Source organism: uncultured Sulfitobacter sp., assembly GCF_947500075.1.
GTDB lineage: Bacteria > Pseudomonadota > Alphaproteobacteria > Rhodobacterales > Rhodobacteraceae > Sulfitobacter.
This window is the reverse complement of the sequence record NZ_CANMQS010000002.1, coordinates 135,786-160,327: the sequence shown is the minus strand read 5'-3', so window position 1 is coordinate 160,327 and position 24,542 is coordinate 135,786. Positions and strand designations below refer to the sequence as shown.

28 protein-coding genes and 1 tRNA gene are annotated in these 24,542 nt (G+C 61.8%); 9 read left to right on the top strand and 20 right to left on the bottom strand.

Annotated elements, in window-relative coordinates; translation table 11 throughout:
* The first annotated feature begins 21 nt into the window (after positions 1-21).
* The gene (locus Q1A91_RS05735) at positions 22-1,842 is read left to right on the top strand and encodes a M3 family oligoendopeptidase (RefSeq protein WP_299876120.1); all 1,821 of its coding nucleotides are present in this window, start codon (positions 22-24) and stop codon (positions 1,840-1,842) included.
* A gap of 21 nt (positions 1,843-1,863) precedes the next feature.
* Entirely contained in the window at positions 1,864-2,817 is a 954-nt protein-coding gene (locus Q1A91_RS05730; protein WP_299874222.1) for an ADP-ribosylglycohydrolase family protein, read from the top strand.
* Here the strand turns inward: Q1A91_RS05730 and Q1A91_RS05725 are convergent.
* From Q1A91_RS05725 to Q1A91_RS05715, 3 genes are all read right to left on the bottom strand, one after another.
* Entirely contained in the window at positions 2,805-3,074 is a 270-nt protein-coding gene (locus tag Q1A91_RS05725; protein ID WP_299874219.1) for a DksA/TraR family C4-type zinc finger protein, read from the bottom strand. The genes Q1A91_RS05730 and Q1A91_RS05725 overlap by 13 nt on opposite strands.
* Positions 3,075-3,144: 70 nt before the next feature.
* Entirely contained in the window at positions 3,145-4,041 is an 897-nt protein-coding gene (gene rpoH, locus Q1A91_RS05720; RefSeq protein ID WP_299874217.1) for an RNA polymerase sigma factor RpoH, read from the bottom strand.
* A 180-nt stretch (positions 4,042-4,221) separates the two neighbouring features.
* On the bottom strand, positions 4,222-5,244 hold the full coding sequence (locus tag Q1A91_RS05715) for an RluA family pseudouridine synthase (protein ID WP_299874215.1): 1,023 nt from the start codon (positions 5,242-5,244) through the stop codon (positions 4,222-4,224).
* Here Q1A91_RS05715 and Q1A91_RS05710 point away from each other — a divergent pair.
* Positions 5,243-5,527 carry a DUF6476 family protein gene (locus Q1A91_RS05710; protein ID WP_299874213.1) on the top strand — a complete coding sequence of 95 codons (285 nt, stop codon included), beginning with the start codon at positions 5,243-5,245 and terminating at the stop codon, positions 5,525-5,527. The two genes, Q1A91_RS05715 and Q1A91_RS05710, sit on opposite strands and share 2 nt — an antisense overlap.
* 99 nt (positions 5,528-5,626) lie before the next feature.
* Here the strand turns inward: Q1A91_RS05710 and Q1A91_RS05705 are convergent.
* Positions 5,627-5,703 (bottom strand) — tRNA-His (locus tag Q1A91_RS05705).
* 53 nt (positions 5,704-5,756) lie between these two features.
* Positions 5,757-6,239, bottom strand: a complete 483-nt coding sequence (locus tag Q1A91_RS05700; protein WP_299874210.1) for a GNAT family N-acetyltransferase — start codon at positions 6,237-6,239, stop codon at positions 5,757-5,759.
* Positions 6,240-6,316: 77 nt separating this feature from the next.
* Here Q1A91_RS05700 and Q1A91_RS05695 point away from each other — a divergent pair, with 77 nt between their 5' ends.
* Entirely contained in the window at positions 6,317-6,502 is a 186-nt protein-coding gene (locus Q1A91_RS05695; protein ID WP_299874208.1) for a DUF6324 family protein, read from the top strand.
* A 4-nt stretch (positions 6,503-6,506) separates the two neighbouring features.
* Here Q1A91_RS05695 and Q1A91_RS05690 read toward each other — a convergent pair whose 3' ends face one another.
* On the bottom strand, positions 6,507-6,977 hold the full coding sequence (locus tag Q1A91_RS05690) for an MmcB family DNA repair protein (protein ID WP_299874205.1): 471 nt from the start codon (positions 6,975-6,977) through the stop codon (positions 6,507-6,509).
* 265 nt (positions 6,978-7,242) lie between these two features.
* On the opposite strand from Q1A91_RS05690, the gene Q1A91_RS05685 reads away from it, so the two are divergent.
* Entirely contained in the window at positions 7,243-7,563 is a 321-nt protein-coding gene (locus tag Q1A91_RS05685) for a helix-turn-helix transcriptional regulator (protein WP_299874201.1), read from the top strand.
* Complete coding sequence (locus tag Q1A91_RS05680; RefSeq protein ID WP_299874198.1) at positions 7,560-7,973, top strand: SRPBCC domain-containing protein; 414 nt, start codon at positions 7,560-7,562, stop codon at positions 7,971-7,973. The genes Q1A91_RS05685 and Q1A91_RS05680 overlap by 4 nt, the downstream gene beginning before the upstream one ends.
* Positions 7,974-8,230: 257 nt before the next feature.
* Here Q1A91_RS05680 and Q1A91_RS05675 read toward each other — a convergent pair whose 3' ends face one another.
* The 5 genes from Q1A91_RS05675 to Q1A91_RS05655 form a co-directional block, all read right to left on the bottom strand.
* The gene (locus Q1A91_RS05675) at positions 8,231-8,545 is read right to left on the bottom strand and encodes a hypothetical protein (RefSeq protein WP_299874195.1); all 315 of its coding nucleotides are present in this window, start codon (positions 8,543-8,545) and stop codon (positions 8,231-8,233) included.
* Between the two features lie 55 nt (positions 8,546-8,600).
* Positions 8,601-9,083 carry a transcription antitermination factor NusB gene (gene nusB / locus Q1A91_RS05670; RefSeq protein ID WP_299874192.1) on the bottom strand — a complete coding sequence of 161 codons (483 nt, stop codon included), beginning with the start codon at positions 9,081-9,083 and terminating at the stop codon, positions 8,601-8,603.
* A complete protein-coding gene (locus Q1A91_RS05665; protein WP_299874189.1) occupies positions 9,080-9,631 on the bottom strand; it encodes a 6,7-dimethyl-8-ribityllumazine synthase in 552 nt (183 codons plus the stop codon). The genes nusB and Q1A91_RS05665 overlap by 4 nt, the downstream gene beginning before the upstream one ends.
* 3 nt (positions 9,632-9,634) lie before the next feature.
* Positions 9,635-10,759: a 3,4-dihydroxy-2-butanone-4-phosphate synthase gene (ribB, locus tag Q1A91_RS05660; protein WP_299874186.1), complete on the bottom strand. Its 1,125-nt coding sequence runs from the start codon at positions 10,757-10,759 to the stop codon at positions 9,635-9,637.
* An 83-nt stretch (positions 10,760-10,842) separates the two neighbouring features.
* Positions 10,843-11,430: a riboflavin synthase gene (locus Q1A91_RS05655; protein ID WP_299874183.1), complete on the bottom strand. Its 588-nt coding sequence runs from the start codon at positions 11,428-11,430 to the stop codon at positions 10,843-10,845.
* A 134-nt stretch (positions 11,431-11,564) separates the two neighbouring features.
* Here Q1A91_RS05655 and Q1A91_RS05650 point away from each other — a divergent pair, with 134 nt between their 5' ends.
* The 3 genes from Q1A91_RS05650 (at position 11,565) to Q1A91_RS05640 (ending at position 16,145) form a co-directional block, all read left to right on the top strand.
* Positions 11,565-12,857: a capsular biosynthesis protein gene (locus Q1A91_RS05650; RefSeq protein WP_299874181.1), complete on the top strand. Its 1,293-nt coding sequence runs from the start codon at positions 11,565-11,567 to the stop codon at positions 12,855-12,857.
* Between the two features lie 117 nt (positions 12,858-12,974).
* Positions 12,975-14,111, top strand: coding sequence for a polysaccharide biosynthesis/export family protein (locus tag Q1A91_RS05645; RefSeq protein WP_299874178.1), 1,137 nt, complete (start codon positions 12,975-12,977; stop codon positions 14,109-14,111).
* 6 nt (positions 14,112-14,117) lie between these two features.
* Positions 14,118-16,145, top strand: a complete 2,028-nt coding sequence (locus Q1A91_RS05640; protein ID WP_299874175.1) for a capsular polysaccharide biosynthesis protein — start codon at positions 14,118-14,120, stop codon at positions 16,143-16,145.
* A gap of 113 nt (positions 16,146-16,258) precedes the next feature.
* Here Q1A91_RS05640 and ribD read toward each other — a convergent pair whose 3' ends face one another.
* From ribD to Q1A91_RS05595, 9 genes are all read right to left on the bottom strand, one after another.
* Positions 16,259-17,329: a bifunctional diaminohydroxyphosphoribosylaminopyrimidine deaminase/5-amino-6-(5-phosphoribosylamino)uracil reductase RibD gene (gene ribD / locus Q1A91_RS05635; protein ID WP_299876118.1), complete on the bottom strand. Its 1,071-nt coding sequence runs from the start codon at positions 17,327-17,329 to the stop codon at positions 16,259-16,261.
* Positions 17,330-17,343: 14 nt separating this feature from the next.
* The gene (gene nrdR / locus Q1A91_RS05630; protein WP_299874172.1) at positions 17,344-17,817 is read right to left on the bottom strand and encodes a transcriptional regulator NrdR; all 474 of its coding nucleotides are present in this window, start codon (positions 17,815-17,817) and stop codon (positions 17,344-17,346) included.
* A 152-nt stretch (positions 17,818-17,969) separates the two neighbouring features.
* Entirely contained in the window at positions 17,970-18,386 is a 417-nt protein-coding gene (locus tag Q1A91_RS05625) for a secondary thiamine-phosphate synthase enzyme YjbQ (RefSeq protein ID WP_299874169.1), read from the bottom strand.
* A 45-nt stretch (positions 18,387-18,431) separates the two neighbouring features.
* Positions 18,432-18,839 (bottom strand): hypothetical protein, encoded by a 408-nt coding sequence (locus tag Q1A91_RS05620; RefSeq protein ID WP_299874166.1) that lies wholly within the window; start codon positions 18,837-18,839, stop codon positions 18,432-18,434.
* Positions 18,836-19,231 carry a hypothetical protein gene (locus Q1A91_RS05615; RefSeq protein WP_299874163.1) on the bottom strand — a complete coding sequence of 132 codons (396 nt, stop codon included), beginning with the start codon at positions 19,229-19,231 and terminating at the stop codon, positions 18,836-18,838. Before Q1A91_RS05615 ends, Q1A91_RS05620 begins: the two co-directional genes overlap by 4 nt.
* Position 19,232: 1 nt before the next feature.
* Complete coding sequence (locus tag Q1A91_RS05610) at positions 19,233-19,670, bottom strand: hypothetical protein (protein ID WP_299874160.1); 438 nt, start codon at positions 19,668-19,670, stop codon at positions 19,233-19,235.
* A 169-nt stretch (positions 19,671-19,839) separates the two neighbouring features.
* The gene (gene rpoD / locus Q1A91_RS05605; RefSeq protein WP_299874157.1) at positions 19,840-21,822 is read right to left on the bottom strand and encodes an RNA polymerase sigma factor RpoD; all 1,983 of its coding nucleotides are present in this window, start codon (positions 21,820-21,822) and stop codon (positions 19,840-19,842) included.
* Between the two features lie 124 nt (positions 21,823-21,946).
* Entirely contained in the window at positions 21,947-23,923 is a 1,977-nt protein-coding gene (gene dnaG, locus Q1A91_RS05600) for a DNA primase (protein ID WP_299874153.1), read from the bottom strand.
* 254 nt (positions 23,924-24,177) lie between these two features.
* Positions 24,178-24,528 (bottom strand): hypothetical protein, encoded by a 351-nt coding sequence (locus Q1A91_RS05595; protein WP_299874150.1) that lies wholly within the window; start codon positions 24,526-24,528, stop codon positions 24,178-24,180.
* Positions 24,529-24,542: the final 14 nt, after the last annotated feature.

Sequence of the window (24,542 nt, the reverse complement as noted above, 5' to 3'; positions counted from 1 at the left end):
AACAGTTTATGAGGCCTGATGATGTTCCAACTGCCCTTCCCCGTCCGTGATGCCAATGCCGTTGGAGGTGATGACAACCTCGGCGATCTGCCCGAATGGGATCTGACCGATCTCTATGCCAGTGAAGACGCGCCTGAACTCAAGCGCGATCTGGACTGGCTGGAGCAGGCGTGCAGCAGTTTTGCCGCGGACTACGAAGGCAAGCTGGCCGATCTGGACGCCGCAGGTTTTCTCGACTGCGTCCTGCGCAACGAAAAGATCAACCAGATCGCCGGGCGCATCATGTCCTTTGCGGGGCTGCGCTATTACCAGCTGACCACCGACGCGGACCGGGCCAAATTTATGTCCGACTGTCAGGAAAGCATCACCAATTTCACCACCCCGCTGGTGTTTTTCACGCTTGAAATCAACCGTCTGGAGGACAACCACCTAGACGGTCTGTTCGCCCAGAACGCCGATCTTGCCCGCTACAAGCCAATCTTCGATCGCATCCGCGCGATGAAGCCGCATCAACTGTCTGACGAGTTGGAGAAATTCCTGCACGATCTGGGCGTCGTCGGCGACGCATGGGAGCGGATGTTTGATGAGACCATCGCAGGCCTCACCTTTGATGTGGCCGGAGAGACGCGCAACATCGAAGGCACGCTGAACCTGCTGACCGATCCGGACCGCGATCTGCGCAAAGCTGCGGCCAAGGAGTTGGCGAAAGTATTTGGCGACAACGTCAAGACCTTCGCCCGCGTGCACAACACGCAAGCCAAGGAGAAAGAAATCCTCGACCGCTGGCGCGGGATGCCCACGGCACAGCATGGGCGGCATCTGTCCAATCAGGTGGAACCGGAGGTGGTGGAAGCCCTGCGCGACGCAGTTGTCAAAGCCTACCCCAAGCTCAGCCACCGCTACTATGAACTGAAACGCAAATGGCTCGGCCTTGATAAAATGCAGGTCTGGGACCGCAACGCGCCTCTGCCAATGGAAGACCCCCGCATCGTCAACTGGACGCAGGCGGAGAAGATGGTCATGGACGCCTACAGCGCTTTTGATCCGCGTATGGGAGAGCTAGCGGCACCTTTCTTCAGCAAGGGTTGGATTGATGCGGCCGTCAAACCCGGCAAGGCGCCCGGTGCCTTTGCCCACCCCACGGTGACGGATGTGCATCCTTATGTGATGCTGAATTATCTGGGAAAACCGCGTGATGTCATGACCTTGGCGCATGAGCTGGGCCATGGGGTGCATCAGGTGCTGGCCGCTGGACAGGGGGAAATGCTGTCCTCCACCCCGCTGACGCTGGCTGAAACGGCGTCCGTGTTTGGGGAGATGCTGACCTTCCGCAAAATGCTCGACAATGCGTCCACGGATACCGAACGCAAGGTGCTGCTCGCGGGCAAGGTCGAAGACATGATCAACACCGTTGTCCGCCAGATTGCGTTTTACGACTTCGAATGCAAACTCCACGCCGCGCGCCGGAATGGCGAACTGACGCCCGAAGACATCAACGCCCTGTGGATGTCCGTGCAGGCCGAAAGCCTTGGACCTGCCTTTGAATTCATGGACGGCTATGAGACCTTCTGGTCCTACGTCCCGCACTTCGTGCATTCGCCTTTCTACGTCTATGCCTACGCCTTTGGCGATGGCTTGGTGAACGCGCTCTATGCGGTTTACGCCGATGGGGAAGCCGGGTTCGAGGAGAAGTATTTCGACATGCTCAAAGCAGGCGGCTCCAAACACCACAAGGAGTTGCTTGCCCCCTTCGGTCTGGACGCCAGCGATCCCGCGTTCTGGGACAAGGGGCTGAGCGTGATTTCCGGCTTCATTGATGAGCTTGAAGCGATGGAAGACTGATCCACACCAAAGGAGACCCCCATGGCAAATGACGTGCAAAACCGCAGCAAGAACATGGTCTTGGGCGCGCTTGTCGCCGACGCGGCAACCATGGGGCTCCACTGGATCTACGATCAGGACCACATCCGCAAACGGGTGCCTGAGGCGCCGGAATTCACGGCACCACAGGCAGAGAATTACGAGGGCGTCCCCGCCTATTTTGCGCATCCGAACCGCGTGCCCGGCCAGCAATCGCAGTATGGGGAGCAGTTGATCGTCATGCAGCGCGCACTGGCCCAAAACAACGGTGCCTTTGATCTGCAAACCTACATCAAAGCCTTCTGCGCCCATTTCGGCTACGGCGGCACCTATGTAGGCTATATCGACCACGCCACGCGCGGCAGTCTGGACAACTTCGCCAAGGCGGAGGAGGACAAACTGGCTCAAACACGGGGCGCCGTGGATGTGCAAATGCCTGCCATCGCCAAACTGCCCGGCCTGATCCCCGCGCTTTGGGCGCAAAAGATCAGCGGTGATGCCTTTGACGCCACCGTCGATGACGCCATCCGCGCCACCAGCGACCATGAAGAAGCCCGCGCCTATGGCCGCATCTGCGCGCATATGATGGCGGCAGCGCTTTATGCCGATGACATGACAACCATCATCGAGGCGGGCTGCAATGTGGCCGAAGGCGAACCGCTCGACCGCCTCAACCAGGCGCTTGCGATGACGGATCAGGACACAAATGCGGCGACCAAACACTTTGGCCTCGCCTGTGATCTCAGCTACGGCGTGCCAAGCGTGACCCACAACATGGCCACCACCCCGTCCTTCCGCGACGCCATCCGCAACAACATCTACGCTGGTGGCGACAATTGCGGCCGGGCCATGCTGCTGGGCGCTGTCATGGGCGCGCTCTATGGGGTTGGAGGCGACAACGGCATCCCGCCTGAATGGATAGACAGGCTGGCGGTCACAGATCTCTACTTCAGCTGACTGTCCTTTGACCCACGCCGATTGATCCCGCCCCGCGCCTTGAACTGCGCATCCCGCTCCTGCACGCAGTCGATACACAGCTTCACGCCCGGCAGGGCCTCCCGCCGTGCCTCGGGGATCGGTTCCTCGCATTCCGCGCAATGGGTCAGGCTTTCCCCCACCGGCGCGCGGCGCTGCTGCATCCGCGCCAATTCATCATTGATGGACGCCTCAATCTGTTCAGACACCGCGCCGTCTTTTGCCCAACCGCCTGCCATGGCTCCCTCCATACAAAAAGACCCTGCCCGATCATGCGGGCAGGGTCGTTCTTTCGTCAAGGTGGTGGGGTCAGGCTGACGCCAGCATCCCCTTCTCTTTCGCCAGTTCACGCATGCGCTTTTGCAGTTTCTCAAAAGCGCGCACTTCGATCTGACGAATGCGTTCGCGACTCACGTCATACTGGCTCGACAAATCCTCCAGTGTGATGGTCTCATCGCTGAGGCGGCGCTGGGTCAGGATGTCTTTCTCCCGATCGTTCAACACATCCAGCGCTTCAGCCAGCATTTCACGGCGGGTTTCCAACTCATCACGGGCCTCGTAATCACCGGCCTGATCGGCATCTTCATCCTCCAACCAGTCCTGCCACTGCATGGTGCCTTCACCATCAGAGCCGACCTGCGCGTTCAATGACGCATCTCCGCCCGACATGCGCCGGTTCATCGAGATCACTTCGGCCTCCGTCACGCCCAGTTGGGTCGCGATGGTCTTGACGTTTTCAGGGCGCAGATCGCCTTCCTCCAGCGCACCAATCTTGTTCTTGGCCTTGCGCAGGTTGAAAAACAGCTTCTTCTGACCGGAGGTCGTGCCCAGTTTCACCAGAGACCAGGACCGCAGGATGTACTCCTGGATCGAGGCCCGGATCCACCACATCGCATAGGTCGCCAGGCGGAAACCCTTTTCAGGGTCAAAGCGTTTGACGGCCTGCATCAGGCCAACGTTGGCTTCCGAAATGACCTCAGCCTGCGGCAGGCCATAGCCACGGTATCCCATGGCAATCTTGGCCGCCAGACGCAGGTGAGACGTCACCATCTGATGCGCCGCTTCCGTGTCCTGTTCTTCGACCCAGCGTTTGGCAAGCATATACTCCTGCTCGGGCTCAAGCAGGGGGAACTTGCGGATTTCCTGCATGTACCGGTTCAAACCGCCTTCTGGGGTGGGTGCCGGTAGATTTGCGTAATTGGCCATGTCATGTCCTTCCCTGAATGCCCTATGTTTAGGGCCTTAACATCCATATGGGGGCAGTTTGTGGTCGGTTCAAGATATCGGTCGTCTTTTGTGCAGTATTGCCAAAGGAGCTATGAAATAAAAGTAAATGCCCCGTGCGCTCACGCACCTGTGCGGTGCATCACCCCGCAGAAATGCCCCTCAACCCAGCGTTTTGAGAAGGTTTTCCATATCTTCCGGCAAAGCTGCTTCAAACCGCATGTTTTCGTTCGTTACGGGGTGTTCAAACCCCAAAACGGCTGCATGCAGCGCCTGTCTGGGGAAAGCCCGCACCGCTTCGGCCGCCCTTTCGGACAGGGCCGTGCGCGGCAGTTTGCGTTTCCCGCCATAGGTCTGATCGCCCACCAAAGCATGGCCCGCATGGGCCATATGCACGCGGATCTGATGGGTGCGCCCGGTTTCCAGCCAGCATTCCATCAGCGCCAGCACCGGCGGCGTGCCAAATTGCGCCACCCGCCGTGCGCGTGTGACCGCGTGTTTGCCGCCCTGAAACAACACCGCCTGCCGCTGTCGGTCCGTGCGGTGGCGCGCCAGCTGGGTGGTCAGCTTGAGGATATTGCCCGGCTCGAACGACGCGCCCTTGATGCCCCGCAAGCGCGGATCGCTGCCATCCGGTGCGCCGTAAACCAGCGCCTTGTAATACCGCTCCACACTGTGCTGCTCAAACTGCGCGGCCAGACCGTGATGCGCCGCATCTGATTTAGCAACGACGAGTAAACCACTGGTATCTTTATCAATCCGGTGCACAATGCCCGGACGTTTGACGCCACCAACGCCCGACAGATGATCCCCGCAATGGGCCAGCAACGCATTGACCAACGTCCCCGACGGCGTGCCCGGTGCCGGATGCACCACCATGCCTACGGGTTTGTTCACCACGATCAGATCGTCATCCTCAAACACCACGTCCAGCGGAATATCCTCCGCCTCGATATGGCTTTCCACAGCAACCTCAACGGTGATGCTGACGTGATCGCCCTCCGTCACCCGCCCGCGCGGGTCTTCGACCACCGTGCCATTGACCGAAACCGCGCCCTCCGCGATCAACCGCGCCAGCCGTGTGCGCGACAATTGCGCGGCCTCTGGCACATCGCGCGCGAGGGCCTTATCAAGACGGGGCGGTGGCGCCTCTGCCAGCGTGAAGGTGATGGTGCGTTGCGACATGGATGATCCGATTGAGCCTGCAAACCTGCGGTTTCTGCGCCGTATGGTGACGGTGCTGACCGCCGTGATGATTTGCGGCGTTCTAGTGGTTGTGGGCCTGCTTGTCACCCGGCTTCAACGGGACGCGCCGCCCCTGCCCGATCAGATCACCCTGCCCGAGGGTGTCAGCGCCCAGGCCTTCACTCAGGCCGCCGATTGGTATGCGGTGGTAACGGACAACAATGAAATACTGATCTATGACCGGCTCACCGGTGCCTTGCGCCAAACGATCAGGATTGACTGACCCCGCCCCTCTTTTTGGCCAAAAATATCCATGCGCCCGCTCTCCCCCATGAACAACGTCCGAAGGTCAGGCGCAAACACAGCAACAAAAGATGAAGGGTGGTACCACCTCCTGGTCTCGAACCAGGGACCTCTTGATCCACAATCAAGCGCTCTAACCAACTGAGCTAAGGCGGCACAGGCCTCGATTTATCGCCCCGACTGGCAGATTGCAAGACCCCGATCACCCGCTAAAGCGTGATCCGCCAAGTCTGTTCCACATTGGGCTTTCCGAAAGAATGCACCGGCTTGCTGTCCGTCAGTTCCCAACCGGCCCTGGCATAGAGCGCACCCGCCGCGCGATGGGATTCGTGGGTCCAGAGCTGCATCCGGCGGTATCCGGCAGCGCGCGCGAAATCCATGTTGTGTGCCAGCATCCGGCGGCCCAGTCCCGAGCCCCGCGCCTCCGGCGTCAACAGGAAGAGCCGCAGCTTGGCCGTCTCTTCGTCCAGCCGCACGCAAAAGACCGATCCCAGCCGCTGATCGCCCCGCCACGCGATCCAGCCGACCTCCGCCACCGGGTTGTGATCGGCGAGGAAATCATCAACGATCCGGCCCACCAACTCGCCAAAGGTGTCATCAAACCCCTCTTCAGCGGCGTAATGGTCCCGGTGCTGTGCCACCAGCCAGTCGCGGTCCGCAGGTCCAAAACGTTTCAATACAATCTCATCCATGGGCCCAGAATGCCCGCCTCCCGCTTGCCTTTCAATCGCCGGCGCGCTAGCGATAGCTGCCGTGACAGGAGAGACCCATGGGCATCAACAGCGAACGTGACATCACCGCAAATCTGCAAATCGGCCCCACCGATGCAGGCATGGTGCGGCTTTTTGTTGAAGCCGAAGGCGTTGAGGTTCCAATGGACTTCACTCCCGAAGAAGCGCTTGAGATTGCAGAGGAAATCACCGCAGCAGCCAACCGTGTGGGTGGCAAGGGCTGACAGGTCAGTCCAGCGGCATCTGCATGTCCGGATCGCGCAGCTGGTGCAGCCTCCGGGCGGCGTGGAAGGCAAACTTCTGCACCATTACCTTGCGGCGCGCGGGCGCAAGCCGCGTCTCAGGCCCCATGCGGATGATTTCACCCGCGTAGGCGTCCGCAATGATCAATCCGGTGTCATCCGGCAGCATTTCAACCGGAAAATCCGCATCGACCGCCCAGAAAAACCGGTCAGCCCATTCCAGATACCCGTCCCATTTCGCATCTGAGGTGAAATCGGCGCGGCTGGATTTGCATTCGACGATCCAGACTTCCCCCTTCGGGCCCAGTGCCATCACGTCCACCCGCAGGCCGCGTGTGGGCACGAGTTCTTCGACGCAGACGAAGCCATGACTGGCCAAATGACGGCAGACGCCACGGGCCAGCAATTGCCCCGGCTGCGGCGTGCGTGTCTGTGGTGTGAGGTCAACCTGGGCCATGATACCCACTATGAACATTTAGTGAACATTGGCAAGTCCGGCGGCGAATCCCATCTGTTTTGGCGAATGGAGGACCGCGCCGCGCCTGGAGATTTGCCTGTCCATCAACAGTGACCTGATGGAGAGACGCCCACAACGAGGCGACAATAATCCAATTATTACAATGCCTAAAGATGCGATCCTCATGTTATCCATCACGCACCTTGACATGATACCAAAAAGTATCTCTTTATAAATGATACCGAAAAGTATCACAAAGGACCCCATGACCCCGCACAGCCAACCCACCTTCCGCGCCCTCGCCGATCCGACGCGCCGTGACATCCTCAAGATGCTCACCGCGCAGGAGATGACGATCGCCGACGTTTCCGCGCATTTCGACATGACGCGGGCGGCGGTGAAGAAACATCTCACCGTGCTCAGCGATGGCGGTCTCATCACGGTTGAGACCCGCGGCCGCACCCGCATCAACCGCATCAACCCCGCAGGCTTTGCGCCCGTGCTCGATTGGCTCGATTTCTTCGATCATTTCTGGGACGACCGCCTTGCTGCCCTGAAAAACGCCATTGAAAAGGACACCAAATGACCACTCATACCCTGCGCAAGTCTGTCATCCTCGCCGCCCCGCGCGACATCGTCTGGGGGTATCTCACCCAGCCGGACAAGCTCGCCCTCTGGTTCCATCCGCCCAAAGTGCCGCTGGAGGAAGGCAAACCGCTGGAGATGTTCGGCGCGGACAGTGGTGATTTGCTGATGTGGGGCAAGGTGATCACGGCGCGGGCGCCGGAATATCTGGAATATACCTTTACAATCAAACCGATGGGAGATGCCGTGAGCCTTGTCAAATGGCACCTTGAAGCCGTGGAAACCGGCACCCGTCTGTCGCTGGAACATGAAGGGCTTCCAACAGGGGCTGAGCCATTCGGCCTGCTCATGGCCCTCGACAAAGGCTGGGATGAGCATCTGGGGCGCATGCGTGCGGACATCGCAGGATAGGGCCGCGCTGACGCAGGCAAGCTTTCTGCCCAACACCCATTGCCGCCCGCTGCCCCGCCCCCTACATAGGATGGTGTGGCGGGTTCTGCCCTGTTCGTGAGACGTTACATTCCAGTGGCCTTAAGCAAATCCGAGGGAGCTGGCTCTGTCCGAGCCCTGGTTCGGTTACCTGGCGCCCACCTGTATATACAGGTCCTCGGGAATAAAAAACTGACCGGCACGTGCGGTCCCGTCACACCTTTCCCGAAAACCAGGGATCAGCGCAGGCTGCGGCCACCCGGCGCAGGGGCTTCCTGACGAAGGGGCACCAGCCGCTCTGGCGTGCCACCCCGCGGGCCGTCATCTTCGTCATCCTCAGCCAGCAACATCACCGCCACGGCCATCTGCGCCCCGGCAAAAACAATGCCGTTCAACACCCAGAACACCACCAGCGCCATCAGCCCGATGTCAGATGTGCTGATCAGGTGCCACAGGTTCAGAACGTTGTAATAGAGCAGACCGCCGATAAAGAGCGCGGAAATCCCGAAGCCGATCACACAGTGTTTGATATAGAAGCGGACGATTGTTGGCATGACGTGCCCTCCTGCTGACCAAGTATAGCACAGCGGGGGATGCGTTCAAACTGCCTCAAAACGCCTCAGGCCGCGCCTCGCGGGCCATGTGGTCCAGCACCGCGTTCACGAAACTGGGTTCTTTCCCATCGGGAAAGAACGCCCGCGCGACGTCGACATATTCGCTGATCGCAACCTTGGGCGGCACGGAGGTGTCGCGGAATTCTGCACCTGCGGCCCGGAACAGCGCGCGCAGGGTGGGGTCAATCCGGGCGATGGGCCATTTGGCGACCAGGGCGCGGTCGGTCATCTGGTCGATAGGCGCCTGATAATTCACGGCATCTTCAAGGAGCTGCGCGAAATGGGTGACGTCGCCATCGACCATCTCCGCACCTTCGTATTCCGCGCCGAACCGGTGATCCAGAAATTCCCGCCGGACCTGATCGACGGATTGGGACGAATGCTCCATCTGGAACAGCGCCTGCACGGCATAGAGCCGGGCGGCGGATTTCATCTTGCGTTTCTGGTTGCCGGACAGTCCCGGCGCGGGGGTATTCATGCGATTGTGTTTCCGTCTGCGTCACCGGCCATCAGCGTATCTTCGCCCATGGGTTTGAACCCGATGCCCTTGCTTGTCGCCGACCACTTACGGGCGAGCGCGATCAGATGCAAGGCAGCCGCTGCGGCACCGCCGCCCTTGTTCTGGCCGTTTGGATCGGCGCGCACCTCGGCCTGCTTCTTGTTCTCCACCGTCAGGATGCCATTGCCGATGCACAGCCCCTGCAACCCCAGCAATTGCAACGCGCGGGAACTGTCGTTGCACACGGTGTCGTAATGCGTGGTTTCCCCCCGGATCACGCAGCCCAGCGCAACATAGCCGTCAAAGTTGCTGCGCCGGTCGGAAATGCCGATGGCCGTCGGCACTTCCAGCGCACCGGGCATCTCGATCACCTCATAGGTGGCCCCCGCCGCGTCCAGCTCGGCCTTGGCACCAGTCAAAAGGCCCGCCGCGATGTCCGCGTAATAGGGCGAGATGACAATCAGCACCTTCACGGGTTTATCAAACGAAGGGCGTGGCAGGATCGTGTGGTCTTCGGCAGTGGCCATGGGTTACTCCGTCGTGATGGGCCGGGTGGCCACGATTTCCAGCTTGTAGGCGTCCAGCCCCAGATAGCGCGTATCGGGATTGTCGGTCAGCAGGATGAGCTGGTGCAACCCAAGCGAAGACAGGATCTGCGCGCCCAGACCGGTGTTCTTCACCGTGCGCGGGCCGTCGTCGTCTTCCTCATCCAGCCGCAGTTTCGGATAGGGATCGCGGAACAGCACAACCGCGCCGCGCCCTTCCTCGGCGATGATCTGCATCGCGCGGGGCAGCTCATCCGCAGGGCTTGGTCCAAGGCCGAGGATGTCTTCCAGCGCGTTGATCGCATGGGTCCGCACCAGCACCGGCGCATCTGTGGTGATGTCGCCTTTGGTCAGCACCACATGATCGGTCCCGGTGATCTGGTCGGCAAAGATACGCATCTGCCAATCGCCGCCATAAGCAGAGGTCACCGCGCGGCTGTCGCGCTCCACCAGCAGGTTGTCGTGACGCTGGCGGTAGGTGATCAGATCGCTGATCGTGCCGATTTTCATGCTGTGGGTCTTGGCGAAATCCACCAGATCCGGCAGCCGCGCCATGGTGCCATCGTCCTTCATGATCTCGCAAATCACGCCCGAGGGATGCAGCCCGGCAAGGCGCGAGATATCCACTGCGGCTTCGGTATGCCCTGCCCGCACCAGCACGCCGCCGTCGCGGGCGCGCAGCGGGAACACATGGCCGGGGGTGGCGATATCGGCCGCGCCTGCCTGTTCATCAATCGCCACGGACACGGTCAGCGCCCGGTCACCTGCGGAAATTCCGGTGCTGACCCCTTCGCGGGCCTCAATGCTGACGGTAAAGGCCGTCTCGTGCCGGGATGAGTTGTTCACGGCCATCATCGGCAGACCCAGATGGTCAATCCGGGCGGAGGTCATCGGCAGACACACCAGCCCGCGCCCATAGGTCGCCATGAAATTGATCGCCGCCGTGTCCGCAAATTGCGCAGGTATCACCAGATCACCTTCGTTCTCACGGTCCTCATGGTCGACAAGGATGAACATCCGCCCCTGCCGCGCGTCCTCAATGATATCTTCAATGGGCGAGATCGCATCGGCGAGCCCTGCTTCCACTGGTCCGGGTTGTTCGAAATTCATGGCTTTCCCTTCGTCCTGGCCCCGACATAGCAGGGCCATGCGGCCGTTGCCAGCCAGCTTACGGCACCGGCAACGCCGTGCCGTCAGGACATCTCAGCCAGCCGCGCGACGTAGCGGGCCAGCGTGTCGATTTCCAGATTGACCCGATCCCCCATCGCCACATCGCCCCAGGTGGTCACCTCTTTGGTGTGGGGGATGAAATTGATGCCGAAATCGCAGCCGTCGACCTCGTTCACTGTCAATGACGTGCCGTTCAGCGCAACCGAGCCCTTGGACGCAATGAACCGCGCCAGCGCCTTGGGCGCGCGCAGGGTCACGCGGGTGCTGTCGCCTTCGTCCTCCAGCCCGACAACCTCTGCCACACCGTCGACATGGCCCGACACGATATGCCCGCCCAACTCATCGCCCACTTTCAGCGCCCGTTCCAGGTTCAGCCGTTTGCCGACACCCCAGGCGCTGATGTTGGTCTTGTCCACCGTTTCGGCACTGATCTGCACCTCGTACCAGTCCGGCCCCAGATCGACGACCGTCAGGCAAACCCCATCACTGGCGATGGAGGCGCCCATGTCGATGCTGGCCGTATCATAACTGGTCTGGATGCGGGCACGCAGATCGCCTTCCATTGCCAGTGACGCAATCCGTCCGACGTCCGTGATGATCCCGGTAAACATGGGAGAAGCTCCTTTTGCTGGCTTGTGCATGGACCTAGCCGCGCCACAGCCCCGATACAAGAGCGCAGGCCGCCTCATTCTTGCCCATTTTTTGTGGTGCACCAAGAGCTGGATACGTGCATCAAGGACCTGTCATGGCCAGTACCGCATCAGACAGCCGCGTGTTCTTGTTTCTGCAAGGACCGCATGGCCCCTTCTTTCACCGTCTTGGCCGGATGCTGGCCAAAGCGGGGGCGCAGGTCTGGCGTGTGGGGTTCAACGCAGGCGACCGCGCCTTCTGGTTCCAGCCGTCGACCTATATTCCCTTTCGCGGCAGCGCCGCCGACTGGCCTGAAACCTTTGGACAGTTGATCGACGAAAAAGGCGTGACCGATATCGTCCTTTACGGCGACACACGCCCCATCCACGCGCAGGCCATTGAAGCCGCCCGCGCCCGCGGGATCGAAGTGCATGTGTTTGAGGAAGGCTACATGCGCCCCTACTGGGTGACCTATGAACGCGCGGGCTCCAACGGCAATTCACGCCTGATGGACATGAGCATCGCGCAGATGCAGGCGGCTCTTGCCAATTCCGACATGGAAGCGCCGCTGCCGCCCGGACATTGGGGCGACATGCGGCAGCATATCTTCTACGGCGCCCTTTACCATTGGTTCGTGATGTTCCGGAACGGCGATTATCGCAATTTCCGCCCGCACCGCAGCTTGCCTGTGACCAAGGAATTCCAGCTCTATATCAAGCGCTTGCTGCTGATGCCGTTTCTATCTCTGGACCGGCTGCTCTCCACCCTGCGCATCAGGTTGAGCGGCTTTCCCTATCACCTCGCGCTGTTGCAGCTGGAGCATGACAGTTCTTTCCAGATGCACTCCCCGTTTGAAACGATGACGGATTTTCTGGAAACGGTGATCGACGGCTTTGCCAAAGGCGCGCCACAACACCACCATCTGGTGATCAAGGCGCATCCGCTTGAGGATGGCCGTGTGCCCCTGCGCCGTGCATTGCGCCGTCTGGCCAAGGCACACGGCATTTCGAACCGGGTGCATTATGTGCGCGGCGGCAAGCTGGCGCAGCTCCTGAACGATGCGCGCACCGCTGTCACCGTGAACTCAACCGCCGGTCAGCAGGTGCTCTGGCGCGGCATTCCGCTGAAGGTCTTTGGCCGGGCGGTCTATGCCAAGCCGGAGTTTGTCTCTGATCAGCCGCTGCCTGCGTTCTTTGCCGGTGCCTCCCGTCCAGACAACCGCGCCTACAAGGATTTCCGCCGCTATCTGCTTGAAACATCACAGATACCGGGTGGCTTTTATGCCGCGCGCGGACGCCGTCAATTGATGCGGCAGGTTGTTGATATGATGCTCAGCCCCGATGATCCCTATGAGGCGCTGGAACGGGGCACCGCGGCTCCACGGCAACAGTTAAGCGTCGTTCGCTGATCCCCATCCCCTGCCCAACTGGATTTTTAGCCTGCCCTGCGGTAGCTTGCCGACAATTACGTCGGAAAAATACCGGCGAACCCGAGGCAGAGTGACATAGGTCGAGGAGACCGGGCAGTGAAATCCCTTATCAATCGGTGGGCGCGTCCCACCGCCGTACTTGCGGCTGTAGCCGTTGTTGCATCCTGTGGCTTGCCGAACGTGGGCCCCAACAAACGGCAGCTCTATGCAGGCTCGGTCCAGCAAGAGGGCGACGCCTTTGTCGTCTCCGTCAATGATCGGGTGACCCGTGCAACGGCGGTTGTGCCCGCCCTTGGGTTCTCCGACGCCTTCAAGAACGCCGCCACGCTGGGGTCGGACACAATCCGTCCCGGCGATGTGCTGGGCATCACTGTTTATGAAAACGTCGACGACCCGCTGCTGGGCGTGGAAGGCGCGCCTGCCACGGCACTGAGCGAAGTGCAGGTGGATGGCTCTGGCTTCATCTTCATCCCCTATGCAGGCCGCATCAAAGCCGCAGGCAACACCCCTGACGCGATCCGCCGGATCATCACCACCAAACTGGGTGAACAGACCCCCGACCCGCAGGTCGAAGTGCGCCGGGCCGCCGGTGACGGTGCAACCGTATCACTGGTTGGTGCCGTGGGCGGTCAGGGTGTCTATCCCATCGAACGCCCCACCCGCACGCTGGGTGCGATGCTGGCGCAGGCCGGTGGCGTGGTGATCGAACCTGAGATCGCGCAAGTCACCGTGATCCGCGGCAATCACCGGGGCAAGATCTGGTTCCAGGACCTTTATGACCACCCCGAACTCGACATCGCGCTGCGCGCAGGCGACCGCATTCTGGTCGAAGAGGACACCCGCTCCTTCACGGCATTGGGCGCAACCGGCGGTCAGGCGCAGGTTGGTTTTGAATCTCACACCCTCTCCGCGCTCGAAGGCATCGCGCAGGTGGGCGGGCTCAACCCCTCCACGGCCGATCCCACCGGCGTCTTTATCCTGCGCAACGAAGCGCCCGAGATCGTCGCGCAGGTGCTCGGCCGGAACGATTTGCAAGGCGCCCAGCGTATGGTCTATGTGCTTGACCTCACGCAGCCCAACGGCATGTTCATGGCCCGCGACTTTGTCATCCGCGATGGCGACACGCTCTATGTGACCGAAGCGCCCTTCACGCAATGGACCAAGGTCATCTCAGCGATCACCGGCACGGCAAGCTCTGCCAGCAGCCTCAGCACCCTCACGGGCAGCGAATAAAGGCACATGGCTTTAGGGCCGGATTTCTACGACACCCCCGCCGCCGGTTCTGAAAAGAACCGGCGGCTTTTTGTCTTTAACGGTGGCTTTCTCACCCAATCCCGCATCCGGCGCATCCTGACGCTGGCGGGATATTCGGTACATGTCGGGCTGCCGGGTGACGGCGATGCCGTGGCCGTCTGGGGCAATTCCCCCACCGCCCATCGCGGTGAAGGTGTGGCGGAAAAACGCGATGCGCCTGTTGTGCGGGTTGAGGATACATTTCTGCGGTCCCTCCACCCCGGTCGTGATGGAGAGCCGCCGCTCGGCCTCTTGATCGACCATCGCGGCGTGCATTTCGACCCGACGCATCCTTCCGATCTGGAGGTGCTGCTGGCCACCCATCCGCTGGACGACAGCGCGCTGCTGGCCCGCGCGCGCGGTGCCATGGCGCGCATCGCCGAGGCGCATCTGACCAAATACACCGCCTTCGATCCTGCCACGCCCGCCCCCGCGCCCGGCTATGTGCTGGTGATCGACCAGACCAAAGGCGATGCCGCCGTCACCGCCTCCGGCGCGGATCGGGGCCGCTTTCTGGAAATGCTGGTCTTTGCACAGGAAGAACACCCCGGCTGCCCGGTGATCATCAAAAGCCATCCCGAAACCGCCGCAGGCCACAGGCCGGGCTATTTCACCGAAGCCGATACCAACGCGCGTGTCACGCTGCTGGACACGCCGGTGAGCCCGCAAGCGCTGTTTGAAGGGGCGGTCGGCGTCTATACCGTGTCCTCACAAATGGGGTTCGAAGCGATTTTCGCAGGCCACAAACCCCGCGTCTTCGGCCAGCCCTTCTACGCAGGCTGGGGCCTGACCACAGATGAATTCCCCGTCCAGCGCCGCCAGCGCCCCCTGACCCGCGCGCAACTCTTTGCAGCAGCGATGATCCTTTATCCGAACTGGTACGACCCCTACCGCGATGCCCTCTGCCCGCTGGAAGACACGCTTGAGGCACTGGCCGCGCAGACCCGCACATGGCGCGAAGACCACAAGGGCTGGATCGCCTCCGAAATGCGCCTGTGGAAACGCAAACCCCTGCAAGAGTTCTTTGGCAGTGTCACGCCAATGGTGTTTCAGGACACACCGCCGGACATCTCTGACAGGCCCCGCATGGTCTGGGCCGGCAAGGCAACAGAGGCGCATGCAGGCGCGACCCGCGTCGAAGACGGCTTCCTGCGCTCGCGCGGATTGGGCGCAGAGCTGATCCCGCCGCTGTCGCTGGTGGCAGATGATCTGGGCATCTACTACGACCCCACGCGCCCCAGCCGGCTAGAGCATCTGATCGCCGCCCGTGCCGACCTGCGGCCTGACCAACACGCGCGGGCCGAACGCCTGATCGAACGTCTGACCGCAGCCGGGCTGAGCAAATACAACCTCACCGCTGATGCACCCGATCTGTCGGACCTGCCCAAAGGCCAGCGCATCCTTGTGCCGGGTCAGGTGGAGGACGATGCCTCCATCCGCACCGGTACTGATGCGGTCAGCACCAATGCGGCCCTGCTCAAAGCCACACGCGCAGCCAATCCGGAGGCGGTCATCCTCTACAAGCCTCACCCCGACGTCGAAGCAGGCCTGCGCGACGGCGGCAACGACACTGCCGACGCAGACGCCGTTCTCACCCACACCGACCCCATCGCGCTCTTGGCAGAGGTCGATGCAGTCTGGACCATGACATCGCTCTTGGGGTTCGAAGCCCTCCTGCGCGGCCTCCCCGTCACCACCCTCGGCGCGCCGTTCTATGCCGGATGGGGCCTGACGACCGACCTTGGCGACGTGCCCCCGCGCCGCCGGGCGGAACCCGGCCTTGCAGGTCTCGTGCACGCCACACTCATCGACTACCCGCGCTACCGCGACCCGGTCACAGGCCTGCCCTGCCCAGTCGAAGTCATCGTGGAACGGCTTGCGCAGGGTGACGTGCCAAAACCCGGCCCCGGCAACCGCCTTTTGTCAAAACTGCAAGGCCTGTTCGCGTCAAAAGCGCACCTCTGGCGCCGCTAACCCCCATCTTTTCTCCAAAAATATCCCGGAGGTCCGGAGGCAGAGCCTCCGAAATTCCCACCCCCACAACACGCACTACCGCAAAGAAAAAGCACCCAACAGCGCAGCTACCCCTACCCCCGCGCCCAGACGTGCATCGTGTCCGGCCCGACCCGCGACACCGATTGCAGATCAAACCGCGGCGCATCGCGCAGATGGGACAGGCCCATCGCGCCAATCCCCGGCAGGCCTTCGGCCCCGATGATCACCCCCGCCGTGAAGCCCACCAGCCGGTCCACCTGATCCGCTTCGATCAGCGACGCCGCCAGCGCCCCGCCACCTTCACAGAACACCCGCGTCAGCCCGTGGCGGCCCAATTGCTGCATCACATCCACCGGATCCAGCTGCCCGCCCCTGGCTTCACAAGCCAACAGCGTCGCGCCCAGATCGCGCCATGTGCGGGACAATTCCGCATCCGCATCGCGCCCGTGGCACAGGATCAAAGGCACCTCCGCCGCCGTGCGTGCCAGTTTGCCCATCAACGGCAGGTCCAACCTGCGCGAGACGACAACCCGCACCGGTTGATGGGACAGCCCCAGATCCCGCACTGTCAGGCTCGGATCATCCTTGCGGGCCGTGCCGCCGCCCACCATCACCGCGTCATGGCGCGCGCGCATCCCGTGCACGGCGCGGCGTGCGTTTGGGCCGGTGATCCACTGGCTTTCACCGGTGCCCGTGGCAATGCGCCCGTCAAAGGAACTGGCCAGTTTCAGCGTCAGCATCGGACGCCCCAGCGTGGTGCGGGTCAGAAACCCCGCATGGTCAGCCTGTGCCTGCGCCGCGCAGACACCCAGATCAACGGTAATGCCCGCGTCCCGCAGGATCTCCAGCCCCATCCCATCGACGCGCGGATCACTGTCGGCAATCGCCACCACAACCCGCGCCACACCGGCGGCCACCAAAGCCTCGGCGCAGGGCGGGGTCTGGCCGTGGTGCGCACAGGGCTCCAATGTCACATAAACCGTGGCGCCGCGCGCGGCCTCACCGGCCTCTGCCAGCGCCTGCGGCTCTGCATGGGGGCGGCCGCCGGGCTGGGTCCAGCCCCGGCCAAGGATCCGGCCACCTGCCACGATCACGCAGCCCACCGCCGGGTTCGGCCAACACCGCCCCTGCCCCCTGCGGCCCAAACTCAGGGCCAGAGACATGAAGCGCGCGTCGCTCACTCTTCTTCTTCGGAACCACCGTCCGGGCGCAATTCCTGCACGAACTTGTCAAAGTCGTCCGCCGCCTGGAAGTTCTTGTACACACTGGCAAATCGCACGTAAGCCACGGTGTCGATCCGGGCCAGCGCCTCCATCACGATCTCACCGATCTGTTTGGAGTTGATGTCCGTCTCGCCCATGCTCTCCAACCGCCGCACGATGCCGCTGATCATCTGGTCGATGCGCTCGGGATCAATGGGACGTTTCTGCATGGAGATGCGGATGGAGCGTTCCAGCTTGTCGCGGTCAAAATCCTCGCGCTTGCCAGAGGATTTGATCACCACCAGATCGCGCAGCTGCACACGTTCGTAGGTGGTAAAGCGCCCCCCGCAGGCCGGGCAAAAGCGACGACGGCGGATGGATACGTGATCTTCCGCCGGACGGCTGTCTTTTACCTGAGTGTCAATATTTCCGCAAAACGGGCAGCGCATCGGCAGTCCCCTTCTCTGTCATCCGCCTCTATAGGGGCGCTCTCCGCCCTCGTTACCATTTGTATAGGGGGTGAGACAGGTTTTGGGTAGAGGGGAAATTCACCGCTATATCTTGGGGGTGCTACCTGTTGCGCGCCGCCCACGGGGAAGGCTCAATCAGCGCGAAAATGGGCGGCAATCTGTCGGCGGTGCGGGGCATCGCGGTGCTCAAAGAGGTAAATGCCCTGCCATGTCCCCAACATCATGCGTCCGCTCTGCACCGGGATCGACAGGCTGACGGGCAGCACCGCCGCCTTGATGTGGGCAGGCATGTCATCCGGCCCCTCGATCACATGAGACAGATAGGCCATCGACGGATCGTCAGCGGGCGGCACAAGCCGCGCAAAATAGGCGCGCAGATCACGCTGCACATCCGCATCCACATTCTCCTGTATCAGCAGGGAGGCCGATGTGTGCCGCACCAACAGCGTCAACAGACCATTCCCCGATGACCTCAGCCACCCGGCAACCTGCCCCGTGATCTCATACAGGCCCTGGCCCGTGGTTGTGATGTCAAAGACGTCCTGCATGGCGGCCACAGTGCCACCCTGCCCGCAGGGGTCAAGCGTGAAGCGTCATTTGGTGGCCCGCGTGAAGGCATCGCGGCAGAAACTGCGCGCGACGTTGGATTTCAACATGCTCCCCGGCCGCACAATGGAGATGCTGGTCTGCCCCTGCGGTGCAGGCAGTCCTGCTCCACTGGTGGAAAACACAACGGCTTTGCGGCCAGGTGCGCTGCTGCTCGGCCCGCGCGGACGTTTGAGGTAGATCGCCGTTGTCCCCGGCAGGCCTGACCGCCGTTCGACGAAGGTTCCGGCGCCGCACCAGAAATCTGTCGCCCCCATGCTCCGGGTCTCCACTACTTCGAAATCGGAGGCGTTCAGGCGGTTGATGACCATCGTGTCTTCTTCGCCCGTCGTCGCGGCCTGTGCCGTCAGGGGCAAAGCGGTGGCCAACAGGCCCGCAACAATCCTGCGCATCATCGCCCGTTTCTCAATCTGAAGTCAGCGCAATAGACATTGGCTTGATCGACCGACAGATTGGCGCCGGGAGTTTTGATCGAGGACGACAGGAACGTTACCGAAGACGGCGTCAGCCCTGTCGGGTCGAGGGTAAAGATCACCGGATTGCCGGCCCCGCGCCCTTTGCTTTTTGCCACATAGATCCGCTGCGTGCCTCCGGCCCCCAAGACATCACGCGCATAATCCGCTGCGGCACACCACATGCCCCGCGCCCACTGACCATTCCCATCTGCGATCGCAAAGCCATTTGCGACCGGGGTCACATCCACCCGGTTCTCCGCGCGGAACGTCTGGGCGGCTGCGGGGGTGGCCAAGGCAAGGGCAAGCGCCAGAGTACTTAAATGCTTGATCATGTTAACTTCCTTTCCTGCGGAAATGTATGTCGTCCGGTTCAATGATGTTGTCGCGGCAATACTGGATCGCTTGCCCCAAAGACATGCTCAATCCGACGGTTCCGGTGCTCACCGAGTAGGAGCCGCCGGGCGGTTGCGTCAGACCGCTGGCATCAAACGTGAACACCACGCCCTTTCGCCCCGGCGCCGTGATCGCAGGCCCGCGCGCGGTTTTGACATAGACGCGCTGCGCGTTCGACAACCGCAACCGTTTCATGCCGTAATCCGCCGCCGCACACCACATCCCGGTCGCGCCTTCGCCGCGGGCTTCAATCACTTCGAAGTCCATGGCGTTGAGGGGGTTCACCTTGAGGTGGTTCTGCGCCGTAAACGTTTGGGCCGAGGCAGCTGTCCCGACAAGGGCCAGGGCAAGACCGGCTGCAATGGTGATGTGTCGCATGTCGAACGCTCCCCTGCTGTGCTCGGGGCATTGCCCCTGTCAGAGAGATAGGGCTTGGCGTGAACACATCAAAATCACAGATCCGTCACGTGACCTGTAACACCTGCAAGACATGGAAAAGGCGCGCAGGGTGTCCCGCGCGCCTTGCCAGAAATCTCATGTTGGTCGCTTACTGATCGAGGAACGACCGCAGCTTGCGTGAGCGGCTGGGATGCTTGAGCTTGCGCAGCGCCTTCGCCTCAATCTGGCGAATACGTTCGCGTGTCACGCTGAACTGCTGGCCCACCTCTTCCAGCGTGTGATCGGTGTTCATGCCGATGCCAAACCGCATGCGCAGCACACGTTCTTCGCGCGGCGTCAGCGAGGCCAGCACCCGCGTGGTGGTCTCCTTGAGGTTCTCCTGAATGGCACTGTCCAACGGCAGCACGGCATTCTTGTCCTCGATGAAATCGCCCAGCTGGCTGTCTTCCTCGTCGCCAATCGGCGTTTCGAGCGAGATTGGCTCCTTGGCGATTTTCATCACCTTGCGGACCTTCTCCAGCGGCATTTGCAGCTTCTCGGCCAGTTCTTCGGGCGTCGGCTCCCGGCCAATCTCATGCAGCATCTGGCGGCCTGTGCGCACCAGCTTGTTGATCGTCTCGATCATGTGCACGGGGATACGGATGGTGCGGGCCTGATCCGCGATGCTCCGCGTGATCGCCTGCCGGATCCACCATGTCGCATAGGTGGAGAATTTGTAGCCCCGGCGGTATTCGAACTTATCGACCGCTTTCATCAGGCCGATGTTCCCTTCCTGAATCAAATCAAGGAATTGCAGGCCGCGGTTCGTGTACTTTTTGGCAATCGAGATCACCAGACGCAGGTTCGCTTCGACCATTTCCTTCTTGGCCTGACGGGCTTCTTTCTCACCCTTCTGGACCTGCTGCACGATGCGGCGGAATTCGGAGATGTCGAGGCCCACATACTGGCCTACCTGCGCCATGTCCGCGCGCAGTTCCTCAACCTTGTCGGTGGAGCGTTCGATGAACATCTGCCAGCCGCGACCGGGTTTCTCGGCCATCCGCTCCATCCAGCCGGGATCAAGTTCATAGCCGCGATAGGCATCGACGAATTCCTTGCGGTTGATGCGCGCCTGATCGGCGAGCTTCACCATGGCGCTGTCAATCTGCATGATCCGGCGGTTGATGCCGTAGAGCTGGTCGATCAGCGCTTCGATCCGGTTGTTGTGCAGGTGCAGGTCATTAACCAGCAGCACGATTTCCGACCGCAGCTTCTGGTACGTCGCTTCCTGCTTCTCGCTGAAGGTGCCATCCTCGTTCAGGGTGGCAGAGATCCGGCTGTCCTGCATGTCGCTCAATTGCGCGTAGTCGTCCGCGATCATGTCCAGCGCTTCCAGCACCTGCGGCTTCAGCGCGGCTTCCATCGCCGCCAGCGACATGTTGGCCTGTTCGTCCTCGTCATCATCATCATCTGTGGTGATGGGATTGCCGTCAGCGTCGAGTTCCTGTTTGGCTTCCTCTGTCTTTTCCTCGGCCACACCGCCTGCGGGCACAACGGGGGTTGTTTCCTCATCATCGCCCAACTGATTGCCAAAGGTGGCTTCCAGATCAATGACGTCGCGCAACAGGATGTCTTCGCTCAGCAATTCGTCGCGCCAGATGGTGATCGCCTGGAAAGTCAGCGGGCTTTCACACAGGCCCGCGATCATCGTGTTGCGGCCCGCCTCGATGCGCTTGGCGATGGCGATTTCGCCTTCACGGCTCAGCAGTTCGACGCTGCCCATCTCGCGCAGGTACATGCGTACCGGATCGTCCGTGCGGTCCAGCTTTTCCGCCGTGCCGGAAGATAGGGCGACTTCCTTGGCGCTGTCGGTGGTCGCAAGTTCGGTGGAGCCTTTGGCCTCCTCCTCTTCCGCGTCCTCATCTTCGATGATGTTGATGCCCATCTCCGACAGCATCGACATCACGTCTTCGATCTGTTCGGAGGACACCTGATCCGGCGGCAGCACCGTGTTCAGCTGATCGTATGTGATGTAGCCCTTCTCACGCGCCTCTGCGATCATCTTCTTGACCGCGGCCTGGCTCATGTCCAGCGAATGGGCGCCGTCCGCATCGTCGCGTTTGGTGTCTTCGTTGGTATCTTTCGCGGCCATGTGTCCCTCCAGGCGTGAACGAATCAGTATCAGTGATTCGGGGTAGACCGAATCATGCGGGGTTTGGGGTGATTCTTAAACCCATCTCCCTTATTTTTCCTAAAGTTCGGGTCAAAAGGACACGTCAGCCCTTTTCCCGCCCTCTCGACTTCTCGAACCGGATGCCCCCCAGCAGCTGGTCCAGGGCACTGCGTTCGTCGCGGCTGATCCGGGCGCCGTTGTCGCCCACCTCATATTCCGCCGTGTCTTCCTGCGCCGCCCGCGCTGCCCTGTCGGCGGCCCTTGCCGCCTCCGATAACCGCCAGGTGACGGCTTCGTCTGCCGTTTCCCCAATGTCTTCAACCGCTTCCGCGATTTCCTCGCTCAGGCCGCGCGCAGCTTCCAGCTTCGCCAGCTCCTCTGCCACGGTCATCGCCGCCATCTGCGCGTTCCCCGGCTGGCGCACACAGGGCACGATGGCGACATGGCGCTGGGAGGTCAGCATTTCAAGGGCATCCGGCCCCAAAGCCTGCGCTACCTTGTCGCGGAGAACCTCCGCCCCCTGCCCCGCATGGCGCAACAACAGATCGCGCAACCGCGCGTGCATGGGGTCGGCGCAGTCCATGGCTTCCAACCCGCTTTCAAACTCTTCCACGATCTCGGGACAGGTGGCAAAGGCCGCCAGGATCACCGCTTCGCGCAGATGCGCGGTGCTGCCCGCGCCGGTGGCGGCCACCAGCACAGAGGCTTTGGCGGTGGGTGTCGGCCCCTGCGGTGCCGCCTGCCAGCGCGCCCCCACTTCGCGCATGCCGCCTGCCCGCTTGGGTGCTGCCGGGCGGGCGCGGAACAGCTCCCAGCGCATGTCCTTGATCGCCTGCCCGTAATGGCTGCGGATCGACGGGTCCTTGATCAGCATGATCTTCTCGCGCAGCGCCTTGTCGAGCGCCGCCTTGCGTTCGGGGCTGTCAAAGACGCGGCCCTCGGTCTCCCGCTGCCACATCAGCTTGACCATCGGCACCGCTTCATCCAGCAGCTTTTGCAGGGCTGCGGGCCCTGATGCTTTCAACAGATCGTCCGGATCCTGCCCTTCGGGCATCATGGCAAACCGCAAGGATTGCCCCGCTTCCAACAGCGGCAGCGCCAGATCAATCAGCCGCAGCGCCGCGCGCTGGCCCGCCGCATCGCCGTCCAGCGTGATGATCGGCTCAGGCGCAATGCGCCAGAGCATCTGCAACTGGTTTTCCGTGATCGCCGTGCCCAAAGGTGCGACCGCCGCCTCAAACCCTGCGCCATGCAGGGCAATCACATCCATATACCCTTCGGCCACCAGCAAAGGCATGCCCTTGCCCGCCGCCGTGCGCGCGTCGCGCACGTTGTAGAGGCTGCGGCCCTTGTCAAAGAGCTCTGTCTCCGGCGAGTTGAGGTATTTCGCATTATCCGCCGGGTCCATCGCCCGCCCGCCAAAGGCAATCGCCCGCCCCCGCGCATCGCGAATGGGGAACATGATGCGGCCCCGAAAGGTGTCGTAAGGCTTGCCGCCTTTGGTCGAAGGCTTGGCCAGCCCTGCGCCGAGGATCAGCTCATCGGCGATGTCCTTGCCTTTCAGCGCGTCCCACAGCCCCTGCCAACTGTCGGGGGCAAAGCCGATCTCCCACCGGTCGAGCGCGGCTTTGTCCAGCCCGCGCCGATCCAGATAGGCCCGCGCCTCTGCCGCGCCGGAGGTCTGGAGTTGCAACCGGAACCAGCGCAGGGCCAGTTCCATGACCTCTGCCAATTGCGTGCGTTTGTCCGCCTTCTGCTGCGCCTGCGGGTCCCGTTCGGGCATTGGCATGCCTGCTTCGCGCGCCAGGATCTCCACCGCTTCCATGAAGCCCACGTTTTCGGTTTCCTGCACGAATGAGATCGCATCGCCTTTGGCATGGCAGCCAAAGCAATAGTAAAACCCCTTGCGGTCATCGACGTGAAAGCTGGCGGATTTTTCCTGATGGAAGGGGCATGGGGCCCACATGTCGCCTTTGCCCTGATTGGACTTGCGCGCGTCCCACATGACCTTGCGCCCGACCACCTGTGACAGGCTCGACCGGGTGCGCAATTCGTCCAGAAATCCGGGTGGCAGGCTCATGCCCCGTTATATTGGGCGGGGGGGCGCAGAGTCCAGTGGACTGGGTGGGGAGATGGTCATTATCGTTAAGATTGGCGGGGCCACGTGAGAGGGGGCCCCTGCCCCGCCGGTGTGGCGTCCGGGGCATCGGGTGCGCAGGGATATTTTTGGCCAAAAAGAGGGGCCAGGGCGGTGGTATGGTGGCGGGCCGGTCTGGCTGGGCGGGCCTGGCAGGCGGGTGAGGCAAAGGGGGGCGCCTCCTTTGCCGGTCAGCGTCAGTTTGTGATGGACTTCTGGAGCGCCTGGATCTGCTCGTAGTTTTCAAGGCATTGGGTCTGTGCCACTTCGCCAAGGTCGACCTTGCGCAGGTCGCGTTTCTTGATGCCGTAGATATGCGCGCCGATGGCGGGCACTGTATCCAGCACGGTTTGTGACAGGTCGGGGTTGGCGGCCTTCACTGCGTCGACCAGTTTGTTCTTGCGCACGCCGTCCAGCCGCGCCTGCTGGACCGCCCCCATCACCTGCCCCTGAATGGCGCAGTCCCGTTCCTTCTGCGATTGCGCCTGCGCGCCACCGGCGACCATCGCCAGTCCCAGAACCGCGCTGCACATCATTGCCTTCATCATAGCGACATCTCCGT

Coding starts and splice junctions, on each gene's coding strand:
- Q1A91_RS05735 (WP_299876120.1), top strand. CDS start 22: ATGTTCCAACTGCCCTTCCCCGTCCGTGATGCCAATGCCGTTGGAGGT.
- Q1A91_RS05730 (WP_299874222.1), top strand. CDS start 1,864: ATGGCAAATGACGTGCAAAACCGCAGCAAGAACATGGTCTTGGGCGCG.
- Q1A91_RS05725 (WP_299874219.1), bottom strand. CDS start 3,074: ATGGCAGGCGGTTGGGCAAAAGACGGCGCGGTGTCTGAACAGATTGAG.
- rpoH (WP_299874217.1), bottom strand. CDS start 4,041: ATGGCCAATTACGCAAATCTACCGGCACCCACCCCAGAAGGCGGTTTG.
- Q1A91_RS05710 (WP_299874213.1), top strand. CDS start 5,243: ATGGATGATCCGATTGAGCCTGCAAACCTGCGGTTTCTGCGCCGTATG.
- Q1A91_RS05715 (WP_299874215.1), bottom strand. CDS start 5,244: ATGTCGCAACGCACCATCACCTTCACGCTGGCAGAGGCGCCACCGCCC.
- Q1A91_RS05700 (WP_299874210.1), bottom strand. CDS start 6,239: ATGGATGAGATTGTATTGAAACGTTTTGGACCTGCGGACCGCGACTGG.
- Q1A91_RS05695 (WP_299874208.1), top strand. CDS start 6,317: ATGGGCATCAACAGCGAACGTGACATCACCGCAAATCTGCAAATCGGC.
- Q1A91_RS05690 (WP_299874205.1), bottom strand. CDS start 6,977: ATGGCCCAGGTTGACCTCACACCACAGACACGCACGCCGCAGCCGGGG.
- Q1A91_RS05685 (WP_299874201.1), top strand. CDS start 7,243: ATGACCCCGCACAGCCAACCCACCTTCCGCGCCCTCGCCGATCCGACG.
- Q1A91_RS05680 (WP_299874198.1), top strand. CDS start 7,560: ATGACCACTCATACCCTGCGCAAGTCTGTCATCCTCGCCGCCCCGCGC.
- Q1A91_RS05675 (WP_299874195.1), bottom strand. CDS start 8,545: ATGCCAACAATCGTCCGCTTCTATATCAAACACTGTGTGATCGGCTTC.
- nusB (WP_299874192.1), bottom strand. CDS start 9,083: ATGAATACCCCCGCGCCGGGACTGTCCGGCAACCAGAAACGCAAGATG.
- Q1A91_RS05665 (WP_299874189.1), bottom strand. CDS start 9,631: ATGGCCACTGCCGAAGACCACACGATCCTGCCACGCCCTTCGTTTGAT.
- ribB (WP_299874186.1), bottom strand. CDS start 10,759: ATGAATTTCGAACAACCCGGACCAGTGGAAGCAGGGCTCGCCGATGCG.
- Q1A91_RS05655 (WP_299874183.1), bottom strand. CDS start 11,430: ATGTTTACCGGGATCATCACGGACGTCGGACGGATTGCGTCACTGGCA.
- Q1A91_RS05650 (WP_299874181.1), top strand. CDS start 11,565: ATGGCCAGTACCGCATCAGACAGCCGCGTGTTCTTGTTTCTGCAAGGA.
- Q1A91_RS05640 (WP_299874175.1), top strand. CDS start 14,118: ATGGCTTTAGGGCCGGATTTCTACGACACCCCCGCCGCCGGTTCTGAA.
- ribD (WP_299876118.1), bottom strand. CDS start 17,329: ATGTCTCTGGCCCTGAGTTTGGGCCGCAGGGGGCAGGGGCGGTGTTGG.
- nrdR (WP_299874172.1), bottom strand. CDS start 17,817: ATGCGCTGCCCGTTTTGCGGAAATATTGACACTCAGGTAAAAGACAGC.
- Q1A91_RS05625 (WP_299874169.1), bottom strand. CDS start 18,386: ATGCAGGACGTCTTTGACATCACAACCACGGGCCAGGGCCTGTATGAG.
- Q1A91_RS05620 (WP_299874166.1), bottom strand. CDS start 18,839: ATGATGCGCAGGATTGTTGCGGGCCTGTTGGCCACCGCTTTGCCCCTG.
- Q1A91_RS05615 (WP_299874163.1), bottom strand. CDS start 19,231: ATGATCAAGCATTTAAGTACTCTGGCGCTTGCCCTTGCCTTGGCCACC.
- Q1A91_RS05610 (WP_299874160.1), bottom strand. CDS start 19,670: ATGCGACACATCACCATTGCAGCCGGTCTTGCCCTGGCCCTTGTCGGG.
- rpoD (WP_299874157.1), bottom strand. CDS start 21,822: ATGGCCGCGAAAGATACCAACGAAGACACCAAACGCGACGATGCGGAC.
- dnaG (WP_299874153.1), bottom strand. CDS start 23,923: ATGAGCCTGCCACCCGGATTTCTGGACGAATTGCGCACCCGGTCGAGC.
- Q1A91_RS05595 (WP_299874150.1), bottom strand. CDS start 24,528: ATGATGAAGGCAATGATGTGCAGCGCGGTTCTGGGACTGGCGATGGTC.